The organism is Paenibacillus sp. J22FR21 (assembly GCF_056269135.1).
The window spans coordinates 60017-81890 of the sequence record NZ_JBWDNJ010000005.1 but is presented as its reverse complement, the minus strand read 5'-3'; the positions used below and the strand labels follow the sequence as shown (position 1 = coordinate 81890).

Annotated in this window: 16 protein-coding genes; 14 read left to right on the top strand and 2 right to left on the bottom strand. The window is 41.4% G+C overall.

Going from position 1 to position 21874, the window contains the following annotated elements; genetic code table 11:
• Positions 1-158: 158 nt before the first annotated feature.
• Positions 159-857, bottom strand: a complete 699-nt coding sequence (locus AC0YNS_RS18855) for a hypothetical protein (protein ID WP_475782532.1) — start codon at positions 855-857, stop codon at positions 159-161.
• Between the two features lie 542 nt (positions 858-1399).
• Between AC0YNS_RS18855 and AC0YNS_RS18850 the strand changes: the two genes are divergently transcribed.
• The 10 genes from AC0YNS_RS18850 (at position 1400) to AC0YNS_RS18805 (ending at position 17577) form a co-directional block, all read left to right on the top strand.
• Positions 1400-3562 carry a Z1 domain-containing protein gene (locus AC0YNS_RS18850; RefSeq protein WP_475782531.1) on the top strand — a complete coding sequence of 721 codons (2163 nt, stop codon included), beginning with the start codon at positions 1400-1402 and terminating at the stop codon, positions 3560-3562.
• Between the two features lie 42 nt (positions 3563-3604).
• On the top strand, positions 3605-7972 hold the full coding sequence (locus tag AC0YNS_RS18845; RefSeq protein WP_475782530.1) for a hypothetical protein: 4368 nt from the start codon (positions 3605-3607) through the stop codon (positions 7970-7972).
• A 176-nt stretch (positions 7973-8148) separates the two neighbouring features.
• On the top strand, positions 8149-9597 hold the full coding sequence (locus tag AC0YNS_RS18840) for a MotA/TolQ/ExbB proton channel family protein (protein WP_475782529.1): 1449 nt from the start codon (positions 8149-8151) through the stop codon (positions 9595-9597).
• Positions 9594-10337, top strand: a complete 744-nt coding sequence (locus AC0YNS_RS18835) for an OmpA/MotB family protein (RefSeq protein ID WP_475782528.1) — start codon at positions 9594-9596, stop codon at positions 10335-10337. The genes AC0YNS_RS18840 and AC0YNS_RS18835 overlap by 4 nt, the downstream gene beginning before the upstream one ends.
• Entirely contained in the window at positions 10337-11602 is a 1266-nt protein-coding gene (locus tag AC0YNS_RS18830) for a hypothetical protein (protein WP_475782527.1), read from the top strand. The genes AC0YNS_RS18835 and AC0YNS_RS18830 overlap by 1 nt, the downstream gene beginning before the upstream one ends.
• Positions 11574-14204, top strand: coding sequence for a DEAD/DEAH box helicase (locus tag AC0YNS_RS18825; protein WP_475782526.1), 2631 nt, complete (start codon positions 11574-11576; stop codon positions 14202-14204). The genes AC0YNS_RS18830 and AC0YNS_RS18825 overlap by 29 nt, the downstream gene beginning before the upstream one ends.
• Before the next feature lie 197 nt (positions 14205-14401).
• Positions 14402-14908: a hypothetical protein gene (locus AC0YNS_RS18820; RefSeq protein WP_475782525.1), complete on the top strand. Its 507-nt coding sequence runs from the start codon at positions 14402-14404 to the stop codon at positions 14906-14908.
• A gap of 89 nt (positions 14909-14997) precedes the next feature.
• Positions 14998-15708, top strand: a complete 711-nt coding sequence (locus tag AC0YNS_RS18815; RefSeq protein WP_475782524.1) for a hypothetical protein — start codon at positions 14998-15000, stop codon at positions 15706-15708.
• Positions 15709-15903: 195 nt separating this feature from the next.
• A complete protein-coding gene (locus AC0YNS_RS18810; RefSeq protein WP_475782523.1) occupies positions 15904-16251 on the top strand; it encodes a hypothetical protein in 348 nt (115 codons plus the stop codon).
• Between the two features lie 21 nt (positions 16252-16272).
• Positions 16273-17577: a DNA recombination protein RmuC gene (locus AC0YNS_RS18805; protein WP_475782522.1), complete on the top strand. Its 1305-nt coding sequence runs from the start codon at positions 16273-16275 to the stop codon at positions 17575-17577.
• Positions 17578-17643: 66 nt separating this feature from the next.
• On the opposite strand, the gene AC0YNS_RS18800 is transcribed toward AC0YNS_RS18805, so the two are convergent.
• Positions 17644-18306, bottom strand: coding sequence for a 3'-5' exonuclease (locus tag AC0YNS_RS18800; RefSeq protein ID WP_475782521.1), 663 nt, complete (start codon positions 18304-18306; stop codon positions 17644-17646).
• Between the two features lie 436 nt (positions 18307-18742).
• Here AC0YNS_RS18800 and AC0YNS_RS18795 point away from each other — a divergent pair, with 436 nt between their 5' ends.
• The 4 genes from AC0YNS_RS18795 to AC0YNS_RS18780 all read left to right on the top strand — a co-directional run bounded on the left by AC0YNS_RS18795 (position 18743) and on the right by AC0YNS_RS18780 (position 21697).
• On the top strand, positions 18743-19696 hold the full coding sequence (locus tag AC0YNS_RS18795; RefSeq protein ID WP_475782520.1) for a helix-turn-helix transcriptional regulator: 954 nt from the start codon (positions 18743-18745) through the stop codon (positions 19694-19696).
• A 124-nt stretch (positions 19697-19820) separates the two neighbouring features.
• Positions 19821-20123 (top strand): HIRAN domain-containing protein, encoded by a 303-nt coding sequence (locus AC0YNS_RS18790; RefSeq protein WP_475782519.1) that lies wholly within the window; start codon positions 19821-19823, stop codon positions 20121-20123.
• Between the two features lie 5 nt (positions 20124-20128).
• A complete protein-coding gene (locus AC0YNS_RS18785) occupies positions 20129-20425 on the top strand; it encodes a hypothetical protein (RefSeq protein ID WP_475782518.1) in 297 nt (98 codons plus the stop codon).
• A gap of 30 nt (positions 20426-20455) precedes the next feature.
• Entirely contained in the window at positions 20456-21697 is a 1242-nt protein-coding gene (locus AC0YNS_RS18780) for a vWA domain-containing protein (protein ID WP_475782517.1), read from the top strand.
• The last annotated feature ends 177 nt before the right edge of the window (positions 21698-21874 follow it).

The following is a 21874-nucleotide window of genomic DNA, read 5'->3' as shown; positions in this document are numbered from 1 at the left end:
GTGTAGGCATTCACTTACTTGAATAAAGAGTTATTCCATAAAGAAACGATTGTAATTATTGGACAGGTAGCAAGGTAACTCAGTAGAACTATACGGACTTACTTATGTATGGTCATGTTCGCTTACTTTAAGTGCCAAACTAAACATATGGAGAGCAGTTATTCCCAGTATTTTTTTTGTCTGATGCCAATGACTTTTACAGTTTCCCCTAGGCCTGCATAATAAGAAAACAATTTTGTTTCACCTGGTGGAAGGGTGTCGGTTATCACAATTTCTTTGCTAGATAGTATGTAACCGTCTTTATCACAGATATTCACCTCTATCACAAAATCTGAATATGATTTGTCATTGGCGAGGTTTTGAACTTTACCAACAATAAGATTATATGTAGTCGCAGCACCTTTTTTCTCGGTAATTCTTATATCTTTAATTAGTAAATTATTGTTTAATTCTTGTTCCTTTGCTAATAAGGGATCAACAAAATTTATAGAATCTGTTAAGTTTTCATTAGGAACTGTGGAATTAACGGTGGAAGTTGCTGTCGAATCATGTTCTGTTAAGTCAAGGTGCATCTCGCTGGAATTATTGCTTTTTTTTTCATTCAAAGTGTTTATAACGAGTCCTAGAAGTAACCAAGATCCTAATAAAATTAAAAGTGAAAATATAATTAAAAGCGCACGCGAGTAATTCCTTCGTTCGTCTTCTTTACCGAAAGCCCAAATACACAAAAAAACTATGTTTATGGGTGGGATAAATGATAATAAAAGCGTGAAAATCCATTTACTCACAGGTGGAAGATGGTTTATAGGAGTGGGATTACTCTGGATCTGTTCAGTGTGCATAGTAATATCATTCACTTGTTAACACTCCTTTATATTACATATGATTTCAATTAAAAGATACAATTTGTATCTACAAATTGTCAATCAAAATAGCGATGAATATTGAAAGACAATTAGTACACCAGAAAGTACGTGAACTGGTAAGAAGAGAAAATAAGGTGAATCTCCGATAATCATACTGACTCAGACGAATTGAGTGAGACAGAACTGGATCATATGTCTATTGAAATTACAGACCGTTAACGGTAATAGTGAAATAAAAAATTTGCTATAGATAAATAGGGGCTATGATTAACTTTACTAAAAATACAGTATTTTCAATATAAATATTTATTTTCCTTTTCGTGGCGAGAGGAGTCTGTCTAGACTATGTCGAATCACTAGTCACAATGAATTATGTCATTTGTACCAGTCAGATTGTGTGCCACGAAAAGCATACTCTTTCAGCTGCACTACAAAGGCTGTAAGAGCATGCTTTTTTAGTTCGAACACCTGTTTGCTGACGAACTGCTGACGTAATGGTGAGTTAAACTTTAGGTAAAAGGGAGTGTGATAACATGATTCAAACATTACAATTGAACGGCACCTTCTTTACATACCTCAATGATAAGAACAATTACGGTACTGAGATGCAAGCATGTATGGAACGTACCGTGCAGAAGCTACAGGATACGCAAACGACATTAGATCGCCCAGGAATGCTGCTAGGGAAAATACAATCAGGTAAAACAAGAACGTTCCTTGGTGTTATGTCGCTGGCATATGACAATAGCTATGACATTGTTATTGTGTTAACGAAAGGAACACGGGCGCTTGCGCAGCAAACGTTGGAAAGGCTGAAATCAGAGTTCTTCGATTTACATGAACAGGATGCCATTCAGATTTACGATATTATGGTCATGCCAAGGCTTACGAGATATGAGCTTAGTCAGAAACTGTGCTTTGTCGTGAAGAAAGAGATCAAGAACATGGCAAAACTGAATGATGCATTCTTTAAACAATATCCTGAGATGGCTGATAAAAAGATATTGATCATCGATGATGAAGCAGATTTTGCGAGCATTGGATTTACTTCTTCAAAGGATAATGACAATCTTGAGATTAAGAAGATTGCTGGAAAAATCGATGAATTTCGAAAAAACACAGCCCAAAGCAGCTTCTTGCAGGTTACAGCTACTCCATACTCACTCTATCTGCAACCAGAAGACATTATAGTAGATTCAGCTGTATTTAAGCCGATTAAGCCGGCGTTTACAGAGCTTGTTCCCATACACGATAAGTATATTGGTGGTGACTTCTACTTTCATGAAAGTGAAGAAGAAGGTACTGTCGCATATCACCTGTACGAGGAAGTACCTGCAGGTGAACTTGACGTTCTGAAGAAGCAGGATCGTCGCGTGTTCAAAATCGAGGAGTGTCTCATTAGCGGGAAGATTGCTTCACTACGAAATGCACTTGTAAACTTTATCGTTGGCGGTTGTATCAGACGTATTCAAGATCGCCAGGAGAGTAAAGTACCGAAGAAATTCAGCTTTATTATTCATACCGAGCAGAACAAAGCTGCTCATGGTTGGCAAGAAAGCATCATTGATGCCATTGCGGAGAAGTTAACGGAAGAATCTCGGGACAACTCTGCACTGTTCCAGAGACTACTTAAAGAAGCGTATGCAAATCTGAAGTTATCTATCGAGCTCTCTCAGTTGAAGCTGCCAAGCTTCGCGGTAGTTCAAGAGGAAGTGAAGCAGGCATTAGATGGTGGCCACATCATGATTACAAAGGTGAACTCGGAGAAAGATGTTAATGAGCTATTGGATACCTCCGGGCAATTGAAGCTGCGGACACCATTGAATATCTTTATTGGCGGCCAAATTCTCGATCGCGGAATCACGATTGGCAACTTAATTGGTTTCTACTATGGACGCCGCCCAAAGACGTTTCAACAGGATACTGTACTGCAGCATTCTCGTATGTACGGAGCGAGACCAATTGAGGATTTGACTGTAACGCGCTTCTATACCACGTCGGATATTTATTCTGTTATGCAGCGCATTCATGAGTTTGATACTGCACTGCGCGATGCTTTTGAGAAGGGCAACCACGACAAAGGGGTTATCTTTGTTCAAAAGGACTTGTCCAATCAGATTATTCCATGTTCCCCTAATAAAATCATGCTTGCGGATACAACAACGTTGAAACCTTCTTCAAGGTTACTTCCTGTTGGCTTCGAGCAGAAGGCCAAGACCCACACCTCAAAGCATGTGGAGGCTATTGATAAGCTGATATCAACATACTGCTCTGACAGCAGTAATACACCAGACGAGTTTCTTATGGATGTCGGTGATATGGTACGAATCGTGAATCATATTGCAGAGACCTTCAAAGAAGGGCATTCCTGGAATAAAGATGCCTTTATTGCTAGTCTTGAATATCTAGCAACGATAAGTAAAGACAAGGATCGCCAAGGTAAAGTTTGGGTTATTGTAAGGCGAAATCGGGATATTGCACGAATGAAACAGGACGGACGTCTCGAGAACTCCCCCGACTCTTATCAAGAGAAGGGTCATGCAAAGAATCTAGCAACGGATATTCCAGCAGTAATTCTACTGAAGCAAAATGGTAACGCTGTCGGTTGGAATGGGAACCCCTTCTACTGGCCAGTACTCGTAGCTCCTAAGCAAATACAGACAGTTGTGTTTGCGAATCACTTATTCGCGGATTAAATCAACTCAACTCGAGAATATACTTTAGCGGGAGGCAGACGAATGTCTTCTTCATATCTTCTACTTAAAGACATAATTCCAGAATTAGCATCGCTTGTTAAAGAAGCAGAACAGTCGCTCTGGACGAATCCGCGCTCGATGTTAGTGCAGGGCCGGTTATTCGGTGAACAATTAGCGACTGTTGTAGCTCGAAATGAAAAAGTGGAACCGGTATATGCGATTAAGCAAATTGACCGGCTCCATTTGCTCGAACGAAAAGAACTCATTGATCCTTTAATTAGAAACAGTTTTGAATGGCTTCGAAAGAATGGTAATTCGGCAGCTCACGATGCTAGAGAAATACCCTTAGATATCGCATTAACGGCACATCGACAATTGTTTGAATTGAGCGCTTGGTATGCTGAAGCTTATGGACCGGTAACTCTGGAGATACCGACGTATGTTATGCCTATGCCTGCAACGACTAACAACCCAGATAAAGAGAATTCATCGACAAACGAACTTAGCGAGAAACTCCAAAAGCTAATTGAAGATCAAGTCTCAGGGAAGCTGCTATCTTCCATTGACGAAAGGTTTATTGAGATTCAAAAGATGCTCAATAAGTTTGCTGTTGGTATGGACGAATGGGCTCGTAAAAGTAACGAGATTACGAAAGACGACAATGTGAACACAACGGACACGACTGACACGACTGACACGACTGACACAACAGCTACAGCAGAACTCGTTGCTGAGCAAGAAGCTGCGGTAGCAGTTGCGGTCGAAACGAAAGAGACAAATCAAGAGATTGAAATTGCAGAATACCTGAATAGCATCTCGTTAGAAGTCTTGGATAAGCGGGGCAATGGTGGGGCTATATGGGTTATTGGCGGATGGGAACATAAAGACATGTTATTCTCACTAAAACCACAAGGTCTTTATTTCCGTTTTGCACGCAATGGCAGCCAATCCACGAAGCGTCAGCCAGCATGGTTTCTGATGGGAAAAGACCCGTCAGCACAGCGGTGGGTTAATATTGAATTACTGACTGCAGAAAGCTTGGGAAATGAACAAGATGCAGATGCAGCTGATGATGTTGAATCCAGCGAAGAAACTGTTCAGTTAACTTCAACTTCTGTAGCGGTAGCTAATCCAGTAGAGGAAACGGTGACCGAAACGGAAGAGAAAGCGGTAAGTAGTGTCGAAGAGTCAGATGAAATCAATGCGATTGAGAATGGTGTAATCGTTCCGACTGAAATCAGCTTTAATCGTATTGACGTGTATCAGCCGAGCCGATTAAGCGAAATCTCTAACGATCTTGATATCATTTGTTTTAAAGATTGGACAGAGGGAAAACTGAAGGAGCTTTATCGTAAGCAGCCGAAGCTTCTTCATGATGTGCTAGTTCAGCTGTGGTTCTTTGGCGTGGAATTCCGAGGAGAATTAAGTCGGTTTATTAAACTGGAACGTCCAGCGAACGTTTCAATATTGAATGGACTGAAGCCGGGCGTTGTTCTTCACGATGTACTGTCTCTTGATGTGTCCAGAATGTTGGAGAGATTCGGCATTCGCTTGACCGATCAGTTAAATGGTGTTCCACTGCCTTCCTTGGAGTGGTTACTGCGAGGGCGTTATCAGGATACGATTCAAATTATGGAGCAATTTATGCAGATTGATCCTATTACAGATAATCCTGAGTCGGATGCAAATGCGCATCATTCGGAGGCTGTTCGTAATGAATCATTTATGGTGCTCTTTCAAGGACGCACTTTAGAGATTCCGGACAGTCTGTTAGATGTGGAAATCAGCAGCATTCCTATCTATGGATGTACTGCATTGCTCGGTAAAATGAAGTCACCATGTAATATTATTTATTTGAGAGATCTTCCGTCGGATTTAAGCGAGTTGATTACGCGAATTAAAGGTGCCGGTGCGGGAACGATTGAGAAAATGCTTAATCAATTGGCGACGTTCGTTTGTAAACCAGTTGAAGAAAATGATCCAGCAGTTTATGTAAACGCACTTCAATATGATTCTCAATCTGCAAGTCTGAGTGGGAAGTTGATATGGCAAGATACCGTCGTAGAACTTCAGGAGAACGACTATGATACCGAACTGGATCCTGCATATTTTCCTAATGTTCCTCGACTTATACAGAGCTTAATAGACAAACAAATGTTGAAGGTTGGGGATCTTCCAACGAGGCTTGATATGTTATTAAGCATTCGAGGAACAGGGAGAACGGCTGTCACCAAATTTATAACACATCTAAGTTCGCTATTAAATGTTACCCAGCTTGAGCATCAGCAGGCGCAGGAGTGGCTAGGGATGTCCATCGAGAAGCGCATTCCATTTAGCATTAAGCACGTGGAAACTATTTTAGCGGAGAAACTTTCGGAGAGTGAAATTGCTCAAAACCGTAATCTTGAAATCCTCCACTTGCGTTGGATGGAAAGAAGAGAAGGTCGCAAGGCTACCTTGGAATGGCTGGGCCAGCGTTATGAGCTAACGCGTGAGCGAGTTCGACAAGTCATTAACAAAATGCTCAAGAAGTTTCATCCGGATGTAATTATGCTGGAGAAGGCGCTTAAAGAAGCTTGCGAAGAAAATGGAAATTATTATTATTATCCGATTGACATTAATGGAAGTTTCACGCATGGCATGATTGAACAGGTAGTAGAGGAGTATGAAGGGCTGGTTTATCTCGAACATTATGGTTGGTGGACGATCCAATCCCAAGAGGAGTTCGAGCTTAAAGCGGAGAAACTACGCCAGAGTTTCCGTGCAGCAATGCGTGGAAGGTTAGAACCGCTTGAGCAAGTTAAATCTATTACAGCCGAACTTGCAAGTTCGGATCTTCCTTCTGATTTAGGGTACAAGATCGTAAAAACGGAACTTGTTGAAACTGCAGATGGTCAATACATTCTAACCAAAACGATGAAATATGAAGTTGTTGAGATGGTCATGCGCTATTATCCTGATGGTGTGGAGATATACAAAAGAGCCGGCGAGTTGTGCGAGAGAGCGAATAGAATTCGCCCAGATGAGTTTACACGAGATCGTGATTTTACTTCGGTCATTCAGCGGGATGAATATAGCCAGATCGCATATCTGTGGGGACGCGGAACTTATATCCATCATTCCTTTGTTCATGTCGCTCAAGAACTTATTCAAGAAGTTTCCGATCAAGCCCTGCAGCTGTTGGAGCGTAGAAGTCCAATTTCAGTAGGTCGGCTGTTCCAATTGTTTGAGGAGAGACTCATTCATGGCAATGTTCCGAATGAATATGCGTTATATACGATGCTTCGCAAATATGGTTCGGATCAGCTTGCGCCAAATAAATTTCCGCATATCTGGCATAAAGATGACGCATTCCAACTAAGTAATGGCGAACAAATCAAAGTATTCATCCGTGAGCATCAGGAACCGCTGACGGTGGAACAACTTCGCGAAGAGTTCATTCGCAAGCGTGGTTGGAAGTGGTTCACGCTTGATTTCTCGATTAGCGCTGACCGTGACTTCGTTAGTGCCGATCTTGGAAAAGTTGCACTTAGAGAGTTCTATCCGTACTATGAGCAGGATTTTGGACCTATTATTCAACAATTAGAGCCGCTGCTATCTGAAACAGGTGTTATTCATGTTAACAGACTGTATGAGCTTGCGAGTCATGATTGCGCTAAAATGGGAATTACATCGTCCTATCTGTTATATGATTTGCTGCAGGGCCTAGAATTGTCCAGTATGCGCTTTGTACGATATCCTCTTATTGCTCATGAAGATCATCCATTGGAAGAGTTGACACTTCTCAACATGGTGGAACAGTATATTGAAGATCAAGGAGCTGAGGTTCCAAGGGAATTGGTCTACCACTGGGTGACTGAGGAAGTAGGGGCTAGAGAAGAGACACTGGATATGGCATTAGCGAGCAGCAGGAATATTTATTACTACCAAAGTGGGCAATTCGGGGAGTATATTCATCGCAATTGCCTTGGTTGGTCGGATGAGAAGGAGGAAAGCCTCGTTGCTTTCGTTACTATGCTTCTAGATAGCGAGGAAGCGAAGGGACGATATTTCGTGACCTTAGATTCCGCTTGGAATCCGGAGGATTTCCCAGCTTTAGATAATAGTCTGGAATGGACCGAGGATTTATTCATTGATTGTGTAAGGAAAAGCGGGAAGTTTAGGCTTCTTGGTTCGGTTGATTGTATCATCGTTCGAACTGAGGATACTCGTATTCAGAGTGAAACGGATTGGATTGCCCATGTTTTGAAGCTGGAATTCAATGGTCAAACATCATTGAAACAATTCCAAAATAAATTGATGGAGTACAGGTATTCGAAAGACGGTCGCTTTTTATTTGAGACGGTAACCAGACTTGACGACGGATCTGCTCCATTTATATTAGATTCAACTACCTTATTATCCAAATAGTCGAGATGTAAAGACAAGCTGACTTCGAATAAACCGGTGTCAGCTTGTTTTTTTTTCATCCCAAAGTATACATCTGTTTCCAGTAAATCACTTTTATTGCTAAAGACAAAAATCTGGGATTATAGTACTATTTTGTATAGTGTGAGTAACGAAATTTCCCAAGGGAGCGGCTGCGAGTGGAGCTTTATAAAGAGTTATGGATTTCTCTTCAAATTGTTGTGTTTTTATTAGCTGGCATTCTGCTAGGTAGATTAATTTTACGTGAGTGGATGTTAATGAGACAAATTAAAGGTAGTTTAGATATGTTACATAAAGGGAGTTCTTCAGCTGATCTTGATCGGCAGATTAATATTATTTTTAGTGATAAGAGCACTTCTAAAATAAAGTATGCTCAGCAATGGAAAAGGTACTTTGACCGTGTCTCTCAGAAGAATGCAGATGAACGGATTCGAATAGAGCCTTATTTAGGGGCAGAGGCTCTAAATCATCACATGGGTTATCGAGCATGGGTCGATGTAATGGGTGGTATTTTCGTTAGTCTCGGTGTTCTCGGGACATTTATCGGTCTCGTATTTGGATTGGCTCATCTTGATCTGGGAACAACAGATACGCTGAAGACGAGTATCCGTCAACTTCTTTCCGGCATGGAGTCCGCATTCTATACATCAATTTTGGGTATTGGGCTATCAATTTTGTGGACTATTATTGATCGTTTTAGTAGTGCACAATTTGAAGCACAGATCGATTGGCATGCAGAACGGCTAAATTTTCTGCTTAATGCTGATGATGAAGAGTTGTTCTTGAATCGACTTGAGAAGGTTTCGAGAAATCAGGCTGATCATTTGAAGACATTACTCACAGATGCATTAGAAAATGCGATGCGTCCAATAACAGACCTTATGCAGCAGCAAGTACATATCTCTCAGCATCAATCGCAAGATATTACTAAGAATTTGGTCAACCAGATTACAGGTGGAACCGATAAAACCGTTCAAGCATTCAGTGATCTTATCGAACAGACTCAAAAAATGCAATCGAAGATGCTAGAAACGATGAACGACATTGTAAATCGTTATAAAGAGACAGAACGTCAGCATTTGGATGCGTTGGATCAATTCTCACATATGTCCAATCAGTTCCGTAAAATCGTGAACGACTCAGAGAAGCTAAGCGAAAACGTGAATCATGTGGTCATGAATGTTGGGATGATGCAAGAACAGTTGCTTGAAATGCAAGGCATTCAGACGAAGCTCTTACCAGAGCTGACAGAGTTACGCTCCAAAACAAATGACGTAGTCATAGATACATTAGAGAAGTCTGAATACTACTTGAATCGTGTCGAGCATCAGATTGGACAAATGCAGACGCATTGGCAGGACGCTAGTGAGCATATGAAAGCTACCCGAGATGTGCTAAACGTTTCTGTCAAAGATTTTGCAGACAATATAGATAGTGGCCTGAGTAAGACATACAATCATTTCGATAATACATTAACTAAAGCCATGCAAAGTATGTCCGGAACAGTTAGCCGGATGCATGAACTGCAGGAAGAGTTGATGGAAGTATTCGAGGAACTTGGCGAGATCCTAACGAACCAAAAAGATGAAATGGTATCCGCATCATGAAAAGTAACAAAAAAGAGAATGTAAATTGGTGGATGTCTTATGCAGATTTAATGAGTGTTATGCTTATGGTCTTTGCGCTTATTATGGTTGTCGTTGTTCTAGATGTTCAAGACAGCTCTGAGAAGAGGGCTGCTGCAGAACAGAAGGCTGAAGAGTCGCAAGAACAGGCTAAAGAGTTAAGGGAAATGGCTGAACAGAAGACAAAAGAGATCGAGCAAGCCATTGGTCTTAAAACCGAGATTATCAAGGAGTTAATGGCATTCTTCAAGAAGTCCAATTTACAAATTGAGATCGATCAACAAACGGGAGCGATTCGTTTTCCGGGGAGTATTCTGTTCGAGTCTAAGTCTTATACAATCTCAGATAATGGTAAGGCATTCTTGAAGGACTTTGTTCCTAAGTATATGGGAATCTTACTTCAAGAAAAATTTAAAAGTAAAATCGCTACAATTATGATTGAAGGTCATACAGATGACAATGGGACCTATATGTATAATATGGAGCTATCGCAGAACAGGGCATTTTCAGTGCTGAAGTATATGTATAGCGATGATTTCCCTAACTTCTCGCAGCGAGCTTATAGTCAAAAATTCGTTACCTGTAATGGCAGAAGCTTCAGTGAACCAATACTTACGAGCAATGGGAAAATCGATGCAGAAAAATCACGTAGGGTAGAGTTTCTGTTCCGGTTAAAAGATGAAGAAGCATTCCAAGCCATTGAGAAGTTGGTGCGACAGTAATGAATTTCGAGTATCTTCCAATGTCGTTGCAGACGTGGGTTGTGGAGTATGAACTGAAGAACGGCAGGACAGAAAAGGTAAAACCAATCGATTTCTCTAAATATCAGAATAGTATTGATGAGTTATATGCCGAGTTTGTTCTGCTTAGGGATTCAGGGAATCAAGAAGCTTTCCGAGAATGGACAACTAGACTTAACCGGCGAAAGAAAGGTCTTTTACCATTTTTATTTCAGCACGAGTTGTCAATGGAGTGGAAGGTAGCTTTAGTACATACGATAAGAGGCCAAATAGAAACTAACCACCGTTCATTTAGGCTTATGTTAGAAGCATTCTATCAGGTCGGTGTGATAGATCCAATGTGGCATCTTGTTCAGTATGCGTATCTAACTCATCCTGATACGATCGAAAGAAGACTCCAAGATTCATCAAGGGATCAATGGAGAAGATATCTCCATGATGTAAATCCCATTGTTTATTTGAGTGGTCAGTTAGTTTCCGTGGATGCAGGTCCATTCAAAGACCGAATTGCTGTTTATGTTGTTAGTGAGCATCATACCTTCTACCGAACCGTATTTCTTGAAACATTAAAGGAAGCAAAGGCAGCTTTTTTTCTTCAAGAGCAGCAACTTTACCTATCGATTCTCTATGGGGCTACCAGCCAGGAACAGCAGCAGATGGTACATAGCTTAATTGCAAACTGTAATTTGGATCAAGTGGCTAAGTTAGCAGAATTGATTTACGACTTAATGGGAACTTACAAGTATAAGCCCATATTATGGGAAAATGTTGGGCAGGCGGAGAAAGAGAAATTCCATCGTTGGAGACTAAATAAAACGCTCAAGGAATTTTTTAAGGATGTTAATATTAATCATGAACGTTATAAATATTGGGAGAAATTTATTAGTCGTTTGAATGATGCAGTGGTAGTGGATAAGAACACAACGCTTCTGATGTACTTCCCTGATGTTGTCGTCATGGAAGTTTTAGGAGGTGGTGCGGTTTACGTGTATGACAATGCAACTTTTAAAATGCATTACCAGCAAAAGATTGATCAATTATTAGCACGACGTGAAGTAATGAAAAAAAATCAGTCGTTCTATGCTGGTGATGTGAAACGTGTTGAATTGATGAATAAAGAACTTGTTGTAGATGGCGGGTGGCTCAGGCACGTTGGGGTTTGGCAGCACATTTTTGACCACTGGTTGCGTAGCAATTTAGGGTGGGAGGTAAACAAACATGTCCTTCTTCAAAAAGAAGCTGAGTGAGCTTAAAACAACTTTCGGCATAACTGAAACTGGTGTGAAGATATCATTCCAAGAAGTAGTCGGTAAGCAGATTGATGAACTTCAGCTACCATTGAATAAGGAATTGATCCAAAACTTATATAAGGCTTCAGGATTTGAGCGCTATATAGCATGGGAAGATCTTTATGACTTAGAAGTGCTTCAAGAAGGTCTGCTGCCCTATGAGACCTATTTCAAGATGATTAATGATGAAGATGGGATAGCAATCCTTCGCACTTTAGGGCTGCCTGTCAAGCCTGCTGAAGTTACCGGAACACTCCATTTGGAGTCATTGCCGCAAGAAGCAAAGTTGCGGCTAGATCTAGCGGACAATCAAGGGCGAAATCTTGAACGAATTGGAAAAGTTATTGGTGCAGTTGTGGAAACGAAGGAATCACTATTTCTGCTTCCTGAGGAAATCTATCGTTTGAGAAACGCAATACAGGATACTTCATATCAGGACCCTTACCAGAAGGTTGCTGTTTGTCAGGGGTTAGCCCAGCAAGCGGGGATTCGAACTGACTCTTTCTTAGAGAAAGAACATTATCATGTGATTGATCAATATGATATCGATGTTAAGGTACACAGTCCGGAACATATTGAACTTGTACCTCGTGGAGAGAATGATTTTGAAAGTGAGACTCTTCAAGATCCTAACCCGAGAAAGAGTTTCTCTAAAGGCGATCGGCGTGAACGCTATGTTAGAAGCCCGAAAGTGAGCGAGGAACTGAATAAACTGCTCACTAAGAGGCATATTCATGGGGAAGAAGTGCCCATGTTTCTTGAGAATCCATCAGCTCTTCTTCCAGAGTCCGACTATATGATTGATTTAGAAGCTTTTTCGAACAGGGTACGAGGAATTATTCCGATTCAAAAAGCTCATCCACGTCCAATAGGGGGCGGCAAAATCAGTTGGTTTGATAGTGAGTCGGGTGAAAGCGTACCGATAGATGAGTCCATTTTAAGAGCTTTAATGGAAGAAAATCCAGATAAGCAATATGTAGTCCATGATGGTGCATGGGTGTACCTAGATCCGACTCTACGGAAAAGGCTTCTCGGCGACGATAGGGTCGAGGAGGAAGCTGACCCGTCTAGAGGTCATGTACTTGACATCATGGAGAATGAAGAGAATCTGGAGTATTCCGTAAGCGCTAAGAATGAGTATAATCCATCACTATATCCTCTTCCTGTAGGTCTGAAAGCTGATCTATTCCAGCATCAACTGGAAGGTTATCAATGGTTATGTCGTCTGTATGAACAAGGCCGTGGAGGGCTCTTGGCTGATGATATGGGGCTTGGGAAAACGATTCAAGTTATTGCTTTTTTGCTGCGACAGCAGGATAGAAATCTATTGAAACCAACATTACTGGTGCTGCCGATAGCATTGATTGAGAACTGGCTCGTGGAAATCGAGAAATTTGCTCCTGCTCTATCCCGTAGTGTATATGTGCATCATGGAAGCGGCCGGTTACGGTCCCATGAGCAAATTAGCCAATACGATCTCGTGTTGACCAGCTATGACACATTAAAAACGGATCAGTTGATTTTTGGTAAAATCAACTTTTGTGCCATTATATGTGATGAAGCGCAAAATATTAAATCCCATACAAGTCAGAGATCTCGCGCACTTCGGGCTATGCAAGGCGATTTCCGGCTTGCTATGACGGGAACACCAGTTGAGAATAGTATGGATGAACTGTGGGCTATTATGGATTTTGTTCAACCGGGATGCCTATATTCATTAAAAGAGTTTCGTAATCGATTTAGTGCGAATACAGATTATGATGGACTGCTTCGGATGATTGAACCTCACTACATGCGTCGAACTAAGAAACAAGTTCTTGCGGATCACTTACCTGAGAAGATAGAGAAAGACCCAATCTATATTGAAGCATCTTCGGTTCAACGTGCTATCTCTCGATCCATGCTGCAGACAAAGGGAACCGGGCAAGTTGCTATTCTTAATATGTTAACCAAACTCCGTCAATTGTATGGGCATCCTGGAGCTATCATTCCGAATTACGAGACTCTTGAGCTAAATGAAGTACCGAAACTTGCTAAGGTAATTGAAATCTTAGACCAGGTGAAGGAACGAGGAGAAAAAGCACTCATCTTTACTGAGTTCCGACGTATCCACAGTATAGTTAAGCGTGTACTTATGCATCGTTACGGAATATCCGTGCCCATCATAGATGGTGATACACCGAATAGGCAGTCGGTTGTACGGGAGTTTAACTTGACTAAGGGGTTCGGCGTTATGCTGCTATCTCAGAAGGCAGCAGGGGTAGGGTTAACGATTACAAGTGCCAACCATGTTATCCACTATACACGTTGGTGGAATCCAGCAGTCGAGAACCAGGCCACTGACCGAGCCTACCGTATTGGCCAAGAGAAAGACGTTTATGTTCATCACATCATTACCCGGGATTCTCAGAACTTCCCGCAAGGTACGGTAGAAGAACTCATGCATGAGTTACTTGAGAGTAAACGTGAAATGGCGGAGAATGTAATAGTGCCTTTTGATGTAAATGAGATTAAGAAGATGTTGGAAGATAGGTTAATGGCGAGTGCTGTGGACATTTAGATGTATGAATATGAATTAATTAGCTAAAGAGTTGAGGGGATGTACTTGATGAGTAATCCTCTCAACTTTTTATTTATGGAACTTTGATAAGAACAAGTGTTTCTGACAGCTAATTGTCACAGAAGAGTGTTATTCTGAGGGTATCAGTAATGGCGGAACATTAATTAATGGACTCGTTGAAGAAAAGGAGCACCTATATGACGGAATACGAATTATTACACCTCATTGATAATCAAACAGCGATCTTTCCGGAAATAAATGAAAGCCAAGCATCTAAGGCGTATATAAGTGCGCTTGTTCATATAAATGATCAATATGATGCTCTATACTTCTTTTCATGTATGAACTTATTGAATGCATATGTTAAAAAGGATAAAACAGGGGAATTTGCCAAACGCTATATTTTTAAAGAGTATGTGGTTGGTGGCATAGAGCAAGTACTACTTAAAAAAATCAAAGGTGTAGATATATATCTCAATCATGAGGTTACATATGTTTCATTATTTAATTTACAATTCAGTTTTCATAATATTAAACCATCCCAATATCTGAAGCGTAATTACATAAATTCTCATCATAACGTTAAACAAGAGTGGAGTGGCATTCGATTGCAGCCGGCTGCCAGTGTTATTTTTGAATGGGCCGAGAAAGTTAGAAAGACTAGAGGGAGAGTTTTACAGAAAGAGGTTATACAAGATTTCTGATTTTTGAGGTGTCAGTAACGATCGATATATTTGAACACAGGCTAATATATACTTCGAAAAACTCTGCACTTGAAAGGATAGTGTAAGTCATGAGTATATTCAGGCTACAAGGTGTCGAGTTGGTACATGTGCCTATAATGAAATGTAAAACGTGTAATGGTAATTTGGCTGCACGTAAATTGGAAGTGTTGTATACCTCAATCCAAAGAAAAGGGCATACTACTTATATGAATACAGATGTGTGGTACTGTAAGCCGTGCGATAAGGGGTATGCGTTATCTTCATTTCAGAAAGTACTGGACGGAAAGAATCATAGCTGGCTATTGCAAGAAAATAAGAAAGTGGAACGGAATGTCGAGCTTCCCAATTTGCATCAGAAACCTGCTGCAAAAGTAATAAGGCTTGAGTTTATTGATAGTATACTACATGATCATGCCGACACTTGTACCAAGTGTGCGGTTATTTTGGTCAAGTGCAATATCGAACTCAGGATAGTGAAAGGAAGTAGTGCTGATTATATCCCGTGCACTGCCTTTCAGTGCACATCTTGTCGAAAGTGGATGCTACGAAGGCATCATTATGTGTCTTTACAGACTAATTTCCAGCCTTATGAAATAGTAATAAAAAATGAAACAAATTTGTCTTCATCAGACGAACTAGGAAAGAGATCTAATTCTTCTAAAATTTCAAGTAATCAAAAGACGAAGAAAAAGGGAAGCGAATATAGTAATAGTCAATTTAACAGTTATGGTGTTTTCAAACACTCACCGATAGATAAAAAAGGTTACTTTGATGAGTGAATACAGAAAACAATAATCGTAGATCTTAATGAAATGAAATGTAATATGCCTGAAGTAAGTCTAGAATAAAACTTAAAGAGAACTCCCTAAATAAAGGGGAAGTTCTCTTTAAGTTTCCCATTAATTCACTTTCAGTACTATGGATCACTATGCATTCATAGAATGAAGGGACGGAAACTAAGGGAGTGATTTAGTATGGAGGAAAAACTAAAACGGTACTACGATTTAAAGCAGAAGCAGAAACAAATGGAACAAGAATTGGAGGGATTAAGGGAGAATATTATCTCTTTTTGTGCCGCACAGAGAGTCGATATAATTAATTCTGGAGACTACCAGGTACGTCTCATTAACCAAGAGAGAAGAGATTACGATACCACCAAGCTATTTGAAGCGCTACCTGAACCAGGTGTTTGGAGGCTTGTCTCAAAAGCAGATGCTAATAAAATATCTAGTATGGTAAAGCTGGGAATTCTATCAGAGGTTATCTTAGAGGGAACCTTCGAACATAAAACGATTCAAACCCTTCAGGTAAAAAAAATATAAGCCGGGAGAAGGAAATCGAAGATGGCAGTAGCTCTTCTGATACTAAATACTCTTACACTGCTTTTTATTATCGCAGTATTCATTCTCGGGAAACAGAAAGGTAATTCGTCATCCGAGCTGCGCATAGAACTAGAGAGAAAGGGAGATGATCTCAAGAAATTTATAATGGATCAATCTTCACTTAGTCGACAAGAAGCAAATATAGCGGCAAAATTGAATCGCGAGGAACAGATCAGTTCGATGAATACAATGAATCAGACGCTGATAACCAATATTGGAGAAATGTCTTCCCAGCAGAAAAATTTACTGGATAGCTTTTCGACGCGTCTAACAGATTTAACTATGATAAATGAGACTAAGCTAGATAAAATCAGGAATACAGTGGAAGAGAAACTACTTCACCTACAAGAGGATAATAATAATAAACTTGAACAGATGAGGGCTACTGTCGACGAAAAGTTACATGCAACGTTGGAACAACGATTAGGAGAATCCTTTAAGCTGGTTAGTGAACGTCTGGAACTTGTACATACAGGCCTCGGTGAAATGAAGAGCCTGGCAAACGGAGTCGGTGATCTCAGAAGAGTGCTCACCAATGTTAAAACGCGAGGAACTTTAGGGGAGATCCAGCTCGGAAATTTATTGGAGCAAACCCTTACGACTGAGCAATATGCAAAAAATGCTGTGACGAAGAAAGGCAGCAATAACAGAGTAGAATATGCGGTGAAGATTCCTGACAAGAATAATGAGGATTCTACTATTTTCCTACCAATTGACTCGAAATTTCCAATTGAAGATTACCAGCGACTGTTAGAAGCATTTGAGGAGAATAATAACCAGGCTGCTGGTGAACATGCTAAACTCCTTGAGGCTAGGATAAAGAATGAAGCAAAATCGATCAAGGAAAAATATATCGACCCACCAAATACGACTGATTTTGCAATTATGTTTTTGCCGATTGAGGGACTGTTTGCTGAAGTTTTACGTAAGCCGGGTCTTTGGGAATCGATCCAAAGAGAGCATCGTGTTATTATAGCGGGTCCGACCACGCTAACAGCTGTTCTTAACAGTCTGCAGCTAGGGTTTCAAACTTTAGCTATCCAAAAACGATCTAGCGAAGTATGGCAGCTGCTTGGTGCAGTCAAAACAGAATTTGGAAAGTTTGGAGACGTGCTTGAAAAGACACAAAAGAAACTCCAGGAGGCAAGTAACTCGATCGATACAGCCTCAAAAAGTACTAGAGCGATCGAACGCAAGCTCAAAGAAGTACAGGAGCTGCCAGTAGCTGAGGCAAATAAAATTTTGATTGAAATCGGTGTTGATTAACAAAATCCTTTTGCAGAGAATGACGCGAGGACTTACTCGCGTCATTCTTATTTTGAGAGACACAAGTTACATGACTGATTCAAATAAACCTGCTAACTTTCCAAAAGGCGAATACTTGTCATCAACACAGTCTGTGTAGACGAGCTTAGAAGTATAGAGCGGTTCATCCGCTATATTGTTCTGTTCAAGATTAAGCCGCGCGAATATCTGCGTAAATATCTTTGCTGTATTAAATGCATCATCCAACGCATTATGCTGTTTCCCGAAAAAGGGGAGCTCAAGCTGTTTGAGAGCCTTTTTGAGTCCCCAACGTTGCCCGTGATCTCCGCCGTTCAAACGAGTGAACATGAGTTGGATATCGTTATAATTGCGGAACCAATTCAAGTCCAGCCTTTGATAGCTACATTGTCGCACCATCTGATGCTTGTCATCCGGCCCCCAAGAACATAAATAGTACGTGCTTGTTCCGAGCCAGGAACGGAATAAGGAAATCGCATCGTGAAAGTAAGGAGCCGTATCCACATCCTCTTGAGTAATACCGGTAAACTCTGTGGTGCGCCTTGAGAGGGGAGAAATGCTGCTGGGCTTGACGTAGGTGTGAAACAAATCAGTCATCCACAGCTTCCCGCCTTCATCACTGAGTTTAATTGCTCCGATCTCTAGAATCTCGGCCTGATGCTGCTTCTCCTTCAAAACAGTAAACTCCATATCAAACACGATGTAATCCATGCAGGTTCCCTCCGATTTCAACTAGCTATAGTTAGCATAATTGATTGAAGTGACAGCAGGATGTCACGAACGGGTGTTTGACTATTATTAATAATCGCTTATCACATTTCTTTCCACAAACGTACGTTCCATGACATGCGGTTGTCAGAATAATCCTCTACCATGAGGTTATATTCGGAACTGTTATGGAGGGGTCATATGGTTTGCGATAAAGTGATTCAGTTAGAGGTAGCAAGAATAATTGAACAACTAGGTCTTAGTCACAAGGATACTTTAGCGTTTTATATGCAATTGAAGGTGAAATACAGCAGTAAGGATGATCATGGTGTATGTATAAGGAATAATTGTCAGGAGTAGCAGATATTTGGAGGATGCGGCCGAATGATGTCGAATATAACTCTTCAAGATTTGTAAAACGATTCTGAGGAGAACAAGTATGATCGATAAAGTCATCCGCATCTTTAATATTATTAACGCTATTCAAGCGAACCCGGGTATCTCCGCTGCCGACCTCGCACTGAAGTGTGATGTAAATATCCGTACCATTTACAGGGACCTCGATGTTCTCAACCATATTGCTCCTGTTACCAACGAAGGCAGGGGAACCGGATACCGGTTTATGGGCAGATTTTTCATGTATCCACTCAATTTCTCTGAACAGGAAGCGTTGGTATTTTCATTACTCCCTTCTGTACTGGATCATGACAAGCTGCCGCCCGGTTTTCAAACCGCATACGATAAAGTAATGGGAACTCATTTGAAGGAAAAGTCTCGTCAAAACAATATTATCGAGGATATCACCAGCATTATTCAAATGGGAACGCCGGCATATCGCAAAGAGAACCCGAATTTTCTGCAGCCCATCATACAGGCAATTCTAGAGCAGAGAACGATTCATACGGAATACCACACGCAGTCACGTAATGAGACAACTGAGCGTAAAATCGATCCCTACTATCTTGTTCCACGGGATCAACGGTTTTATTTAATCGGCTATTGTCATTTGAAGCAAGGCATTCGGACGTTCCGGATCAGCCGTTTCTTGAAAGCAGAGCTTACGGCCCAGTCGTTCGATAAGGGCGAGTTCAATATCAAGAAGTATTTGAAGAACACTTGGTCCATCGAGCAAGGTGACAAGAATATTACTTTCAAAGTTCGTTTCAGTGCCGAAGTCGCCCGATACATCAAGGAAGAAGAATTGTTCGTGCATCCGCGCATGAAAGATAATAAAGATGGCAGCATGACATTCGAGGTAACGGTAAATAACGAGAAAGAATTCATGAGATGGATTCTTCAATATGGGCCTGCTGCGGAAATACTGGAGCCAAAGTCAGTTAGGGATTCGTTAAAGAAACAGCTGGATGAATGGGTAGCGATGTACAACAAATAGTGTTTTATGAGGAGACCTGAATACAGGTCTCCTTTTTCTATGGCCGAACAAACATTCGCTGACGCCTATGCTGTCGTAACAGAACTGCATAATAAAGACAAAAGACAGCGGGAGTGTACACGAGATGGAGCAAAGGTTTGTCGCTGTAACCGGAACGAATCATTATCACGGAACACAAATGGTCAGAGTCGGCATGAAAGTGAAGTTAACGAAAGAGCCGGATAACGTACACGATGAGGAAGCTGTGCTAGCCGAGATCCAACCGTTCGGGAAAATCGGCCATGTTGCAAACAGTATTGCTACAGTACCGAAGGGCTGCAGAAGTGCAGGGAGAATTTATGATTCTTTCGATGTGACTACAGAGGGAGTTATTCGTTTCGTTGTTAAAGATACGCTGATTATTGAGATACTTTCGGAGGGGGAGTAAGCCAAATGAAGCTGCATTTGACCAAACATGCCTTTGACCGTTATTGCGAACGAGGCCATGCAATCGAAATGGACTTCAGTTGCTTTCAAAACCAACTTAGAGATGAAGCCAAACGTGATTTTTATTTCCTTGAGTGGAGAGGTGAGCCGGTTATTTATCTTCAACAAGCTTATTGGCGTTATGAAATAAATGCGGATAAACAGGAAGTTACATTAATTTCCTGCCTCAGCATTCTCGAATTTATCAGTTTCAATACATTCACGGCTAGAAACAACCGCTTCACAAGGAAGTCAGCCATTTAGTACGGACAAATCGACAGGAGGAACTCGAAAATGGATCAAACCGTATTATTCAGCCACGCATGGAGCAGCCCATATCTATCTATTGGTGGAACAGAGAAAGTATATCTGCTCATTGAAGTCAAGGGCAACGCATCTTCAAACTCGGAGCGGGCTCCGATTAATCTATCTCTTGTACTTGACCGGAGTGGGTCTATGGATGGTGCGCCGCTTGCATACAGCAAGAAAGCCTGCCAATTCGTCATCGACCAGATGGATGGAGGGGATAGACTTAGTCTGGTAGCATTTGACGATGAAGTACGCACCGTATTCCCCCCATCGAAGGTAACGCACAAGGACTTAATGAAGCAGAAGATCGAATCGATCCAGACAGGCGGCAGTACAAATTTAAGCGGCGGTTTAATCGAAGGAGCGCAGTATGTTCGGAAGAGAGCTAAGGAAGGCGTTGTAAATCGTGTCATTCTCCTGTCGGACGGCCATGCAAATATAGGTATTACAAATAAGGACAAGCTGGCCGCTATTGCTACGGAATTCCGTTCCTCTGGAGTGGGAGTTACGGCGATGGGGGTGGGTGACGGGTTCGACGAGGAGCTAATGGAAGCGATCGCTGAGCATGGTGGAGGTAATTTCTACTATATCGACAAGCCAGACAATATCCCTGCTATCTTCGAACAAGAGCTTCAAGGCTTGCTTAATGTAGTATCACAAAATATGAAGCTGACGCTGCAGACAACGGATTCGGCTCGAATTACGGGCATCTACGGTCATAAGTCTGAGCAATACTTAGGCGAGCATACCGTGCTTGTCGGCGATCTTTATCATGAGGAGGTAAAAACAATTCTAGTGGAACTCAGCCTTGATCCGCATGAGCAAGGTGAGCATCCGGTGCTTCTATTAAACTGGGATTACGTCGATGTTTCGGAAGGAGCTGTGGCTTGTTCATACAGCTGCGAGGTTCATGCGGAATTTACGAATGATCTTCAGCTGTTGAATCTTCCCGTTAATGCTGATGTTCAGAAGCAGGTGCAGCTGACCCAGTCCGCCAAAGTAATTGAAGCGGCAATGGATGCCTTTGACAGCGGGGATATGGAGGGTGGACAGGAAATGCTTAAGCAGCAGGCCGATCAAATGCTTGCGATGTCCGTACAGCTGGGTGCACCGATCTTAGCGGAAGAGTCTGAGAAATTATACAGCCGGCTAGAAAATTTCGATTATTCCAGCCGCACCCGTAAAGAACTGCATGAGCAAAAATACCGTCAGATGAAGCGGCGATAATCAAATAGTGTTGGCAACGAGAGCATATTCCCTGTTGTGGAGTATGCTTTCTTGCATGACCAAACTACCTCTTCGCTGTCATCCTCATGTAATGGAAAAGAGCACTAGGCTAGAAGACCCAGAGCAATAAATGCTTCTTTTAGAAATAAGAGTAGAAATTCGTATCAAAATATGATA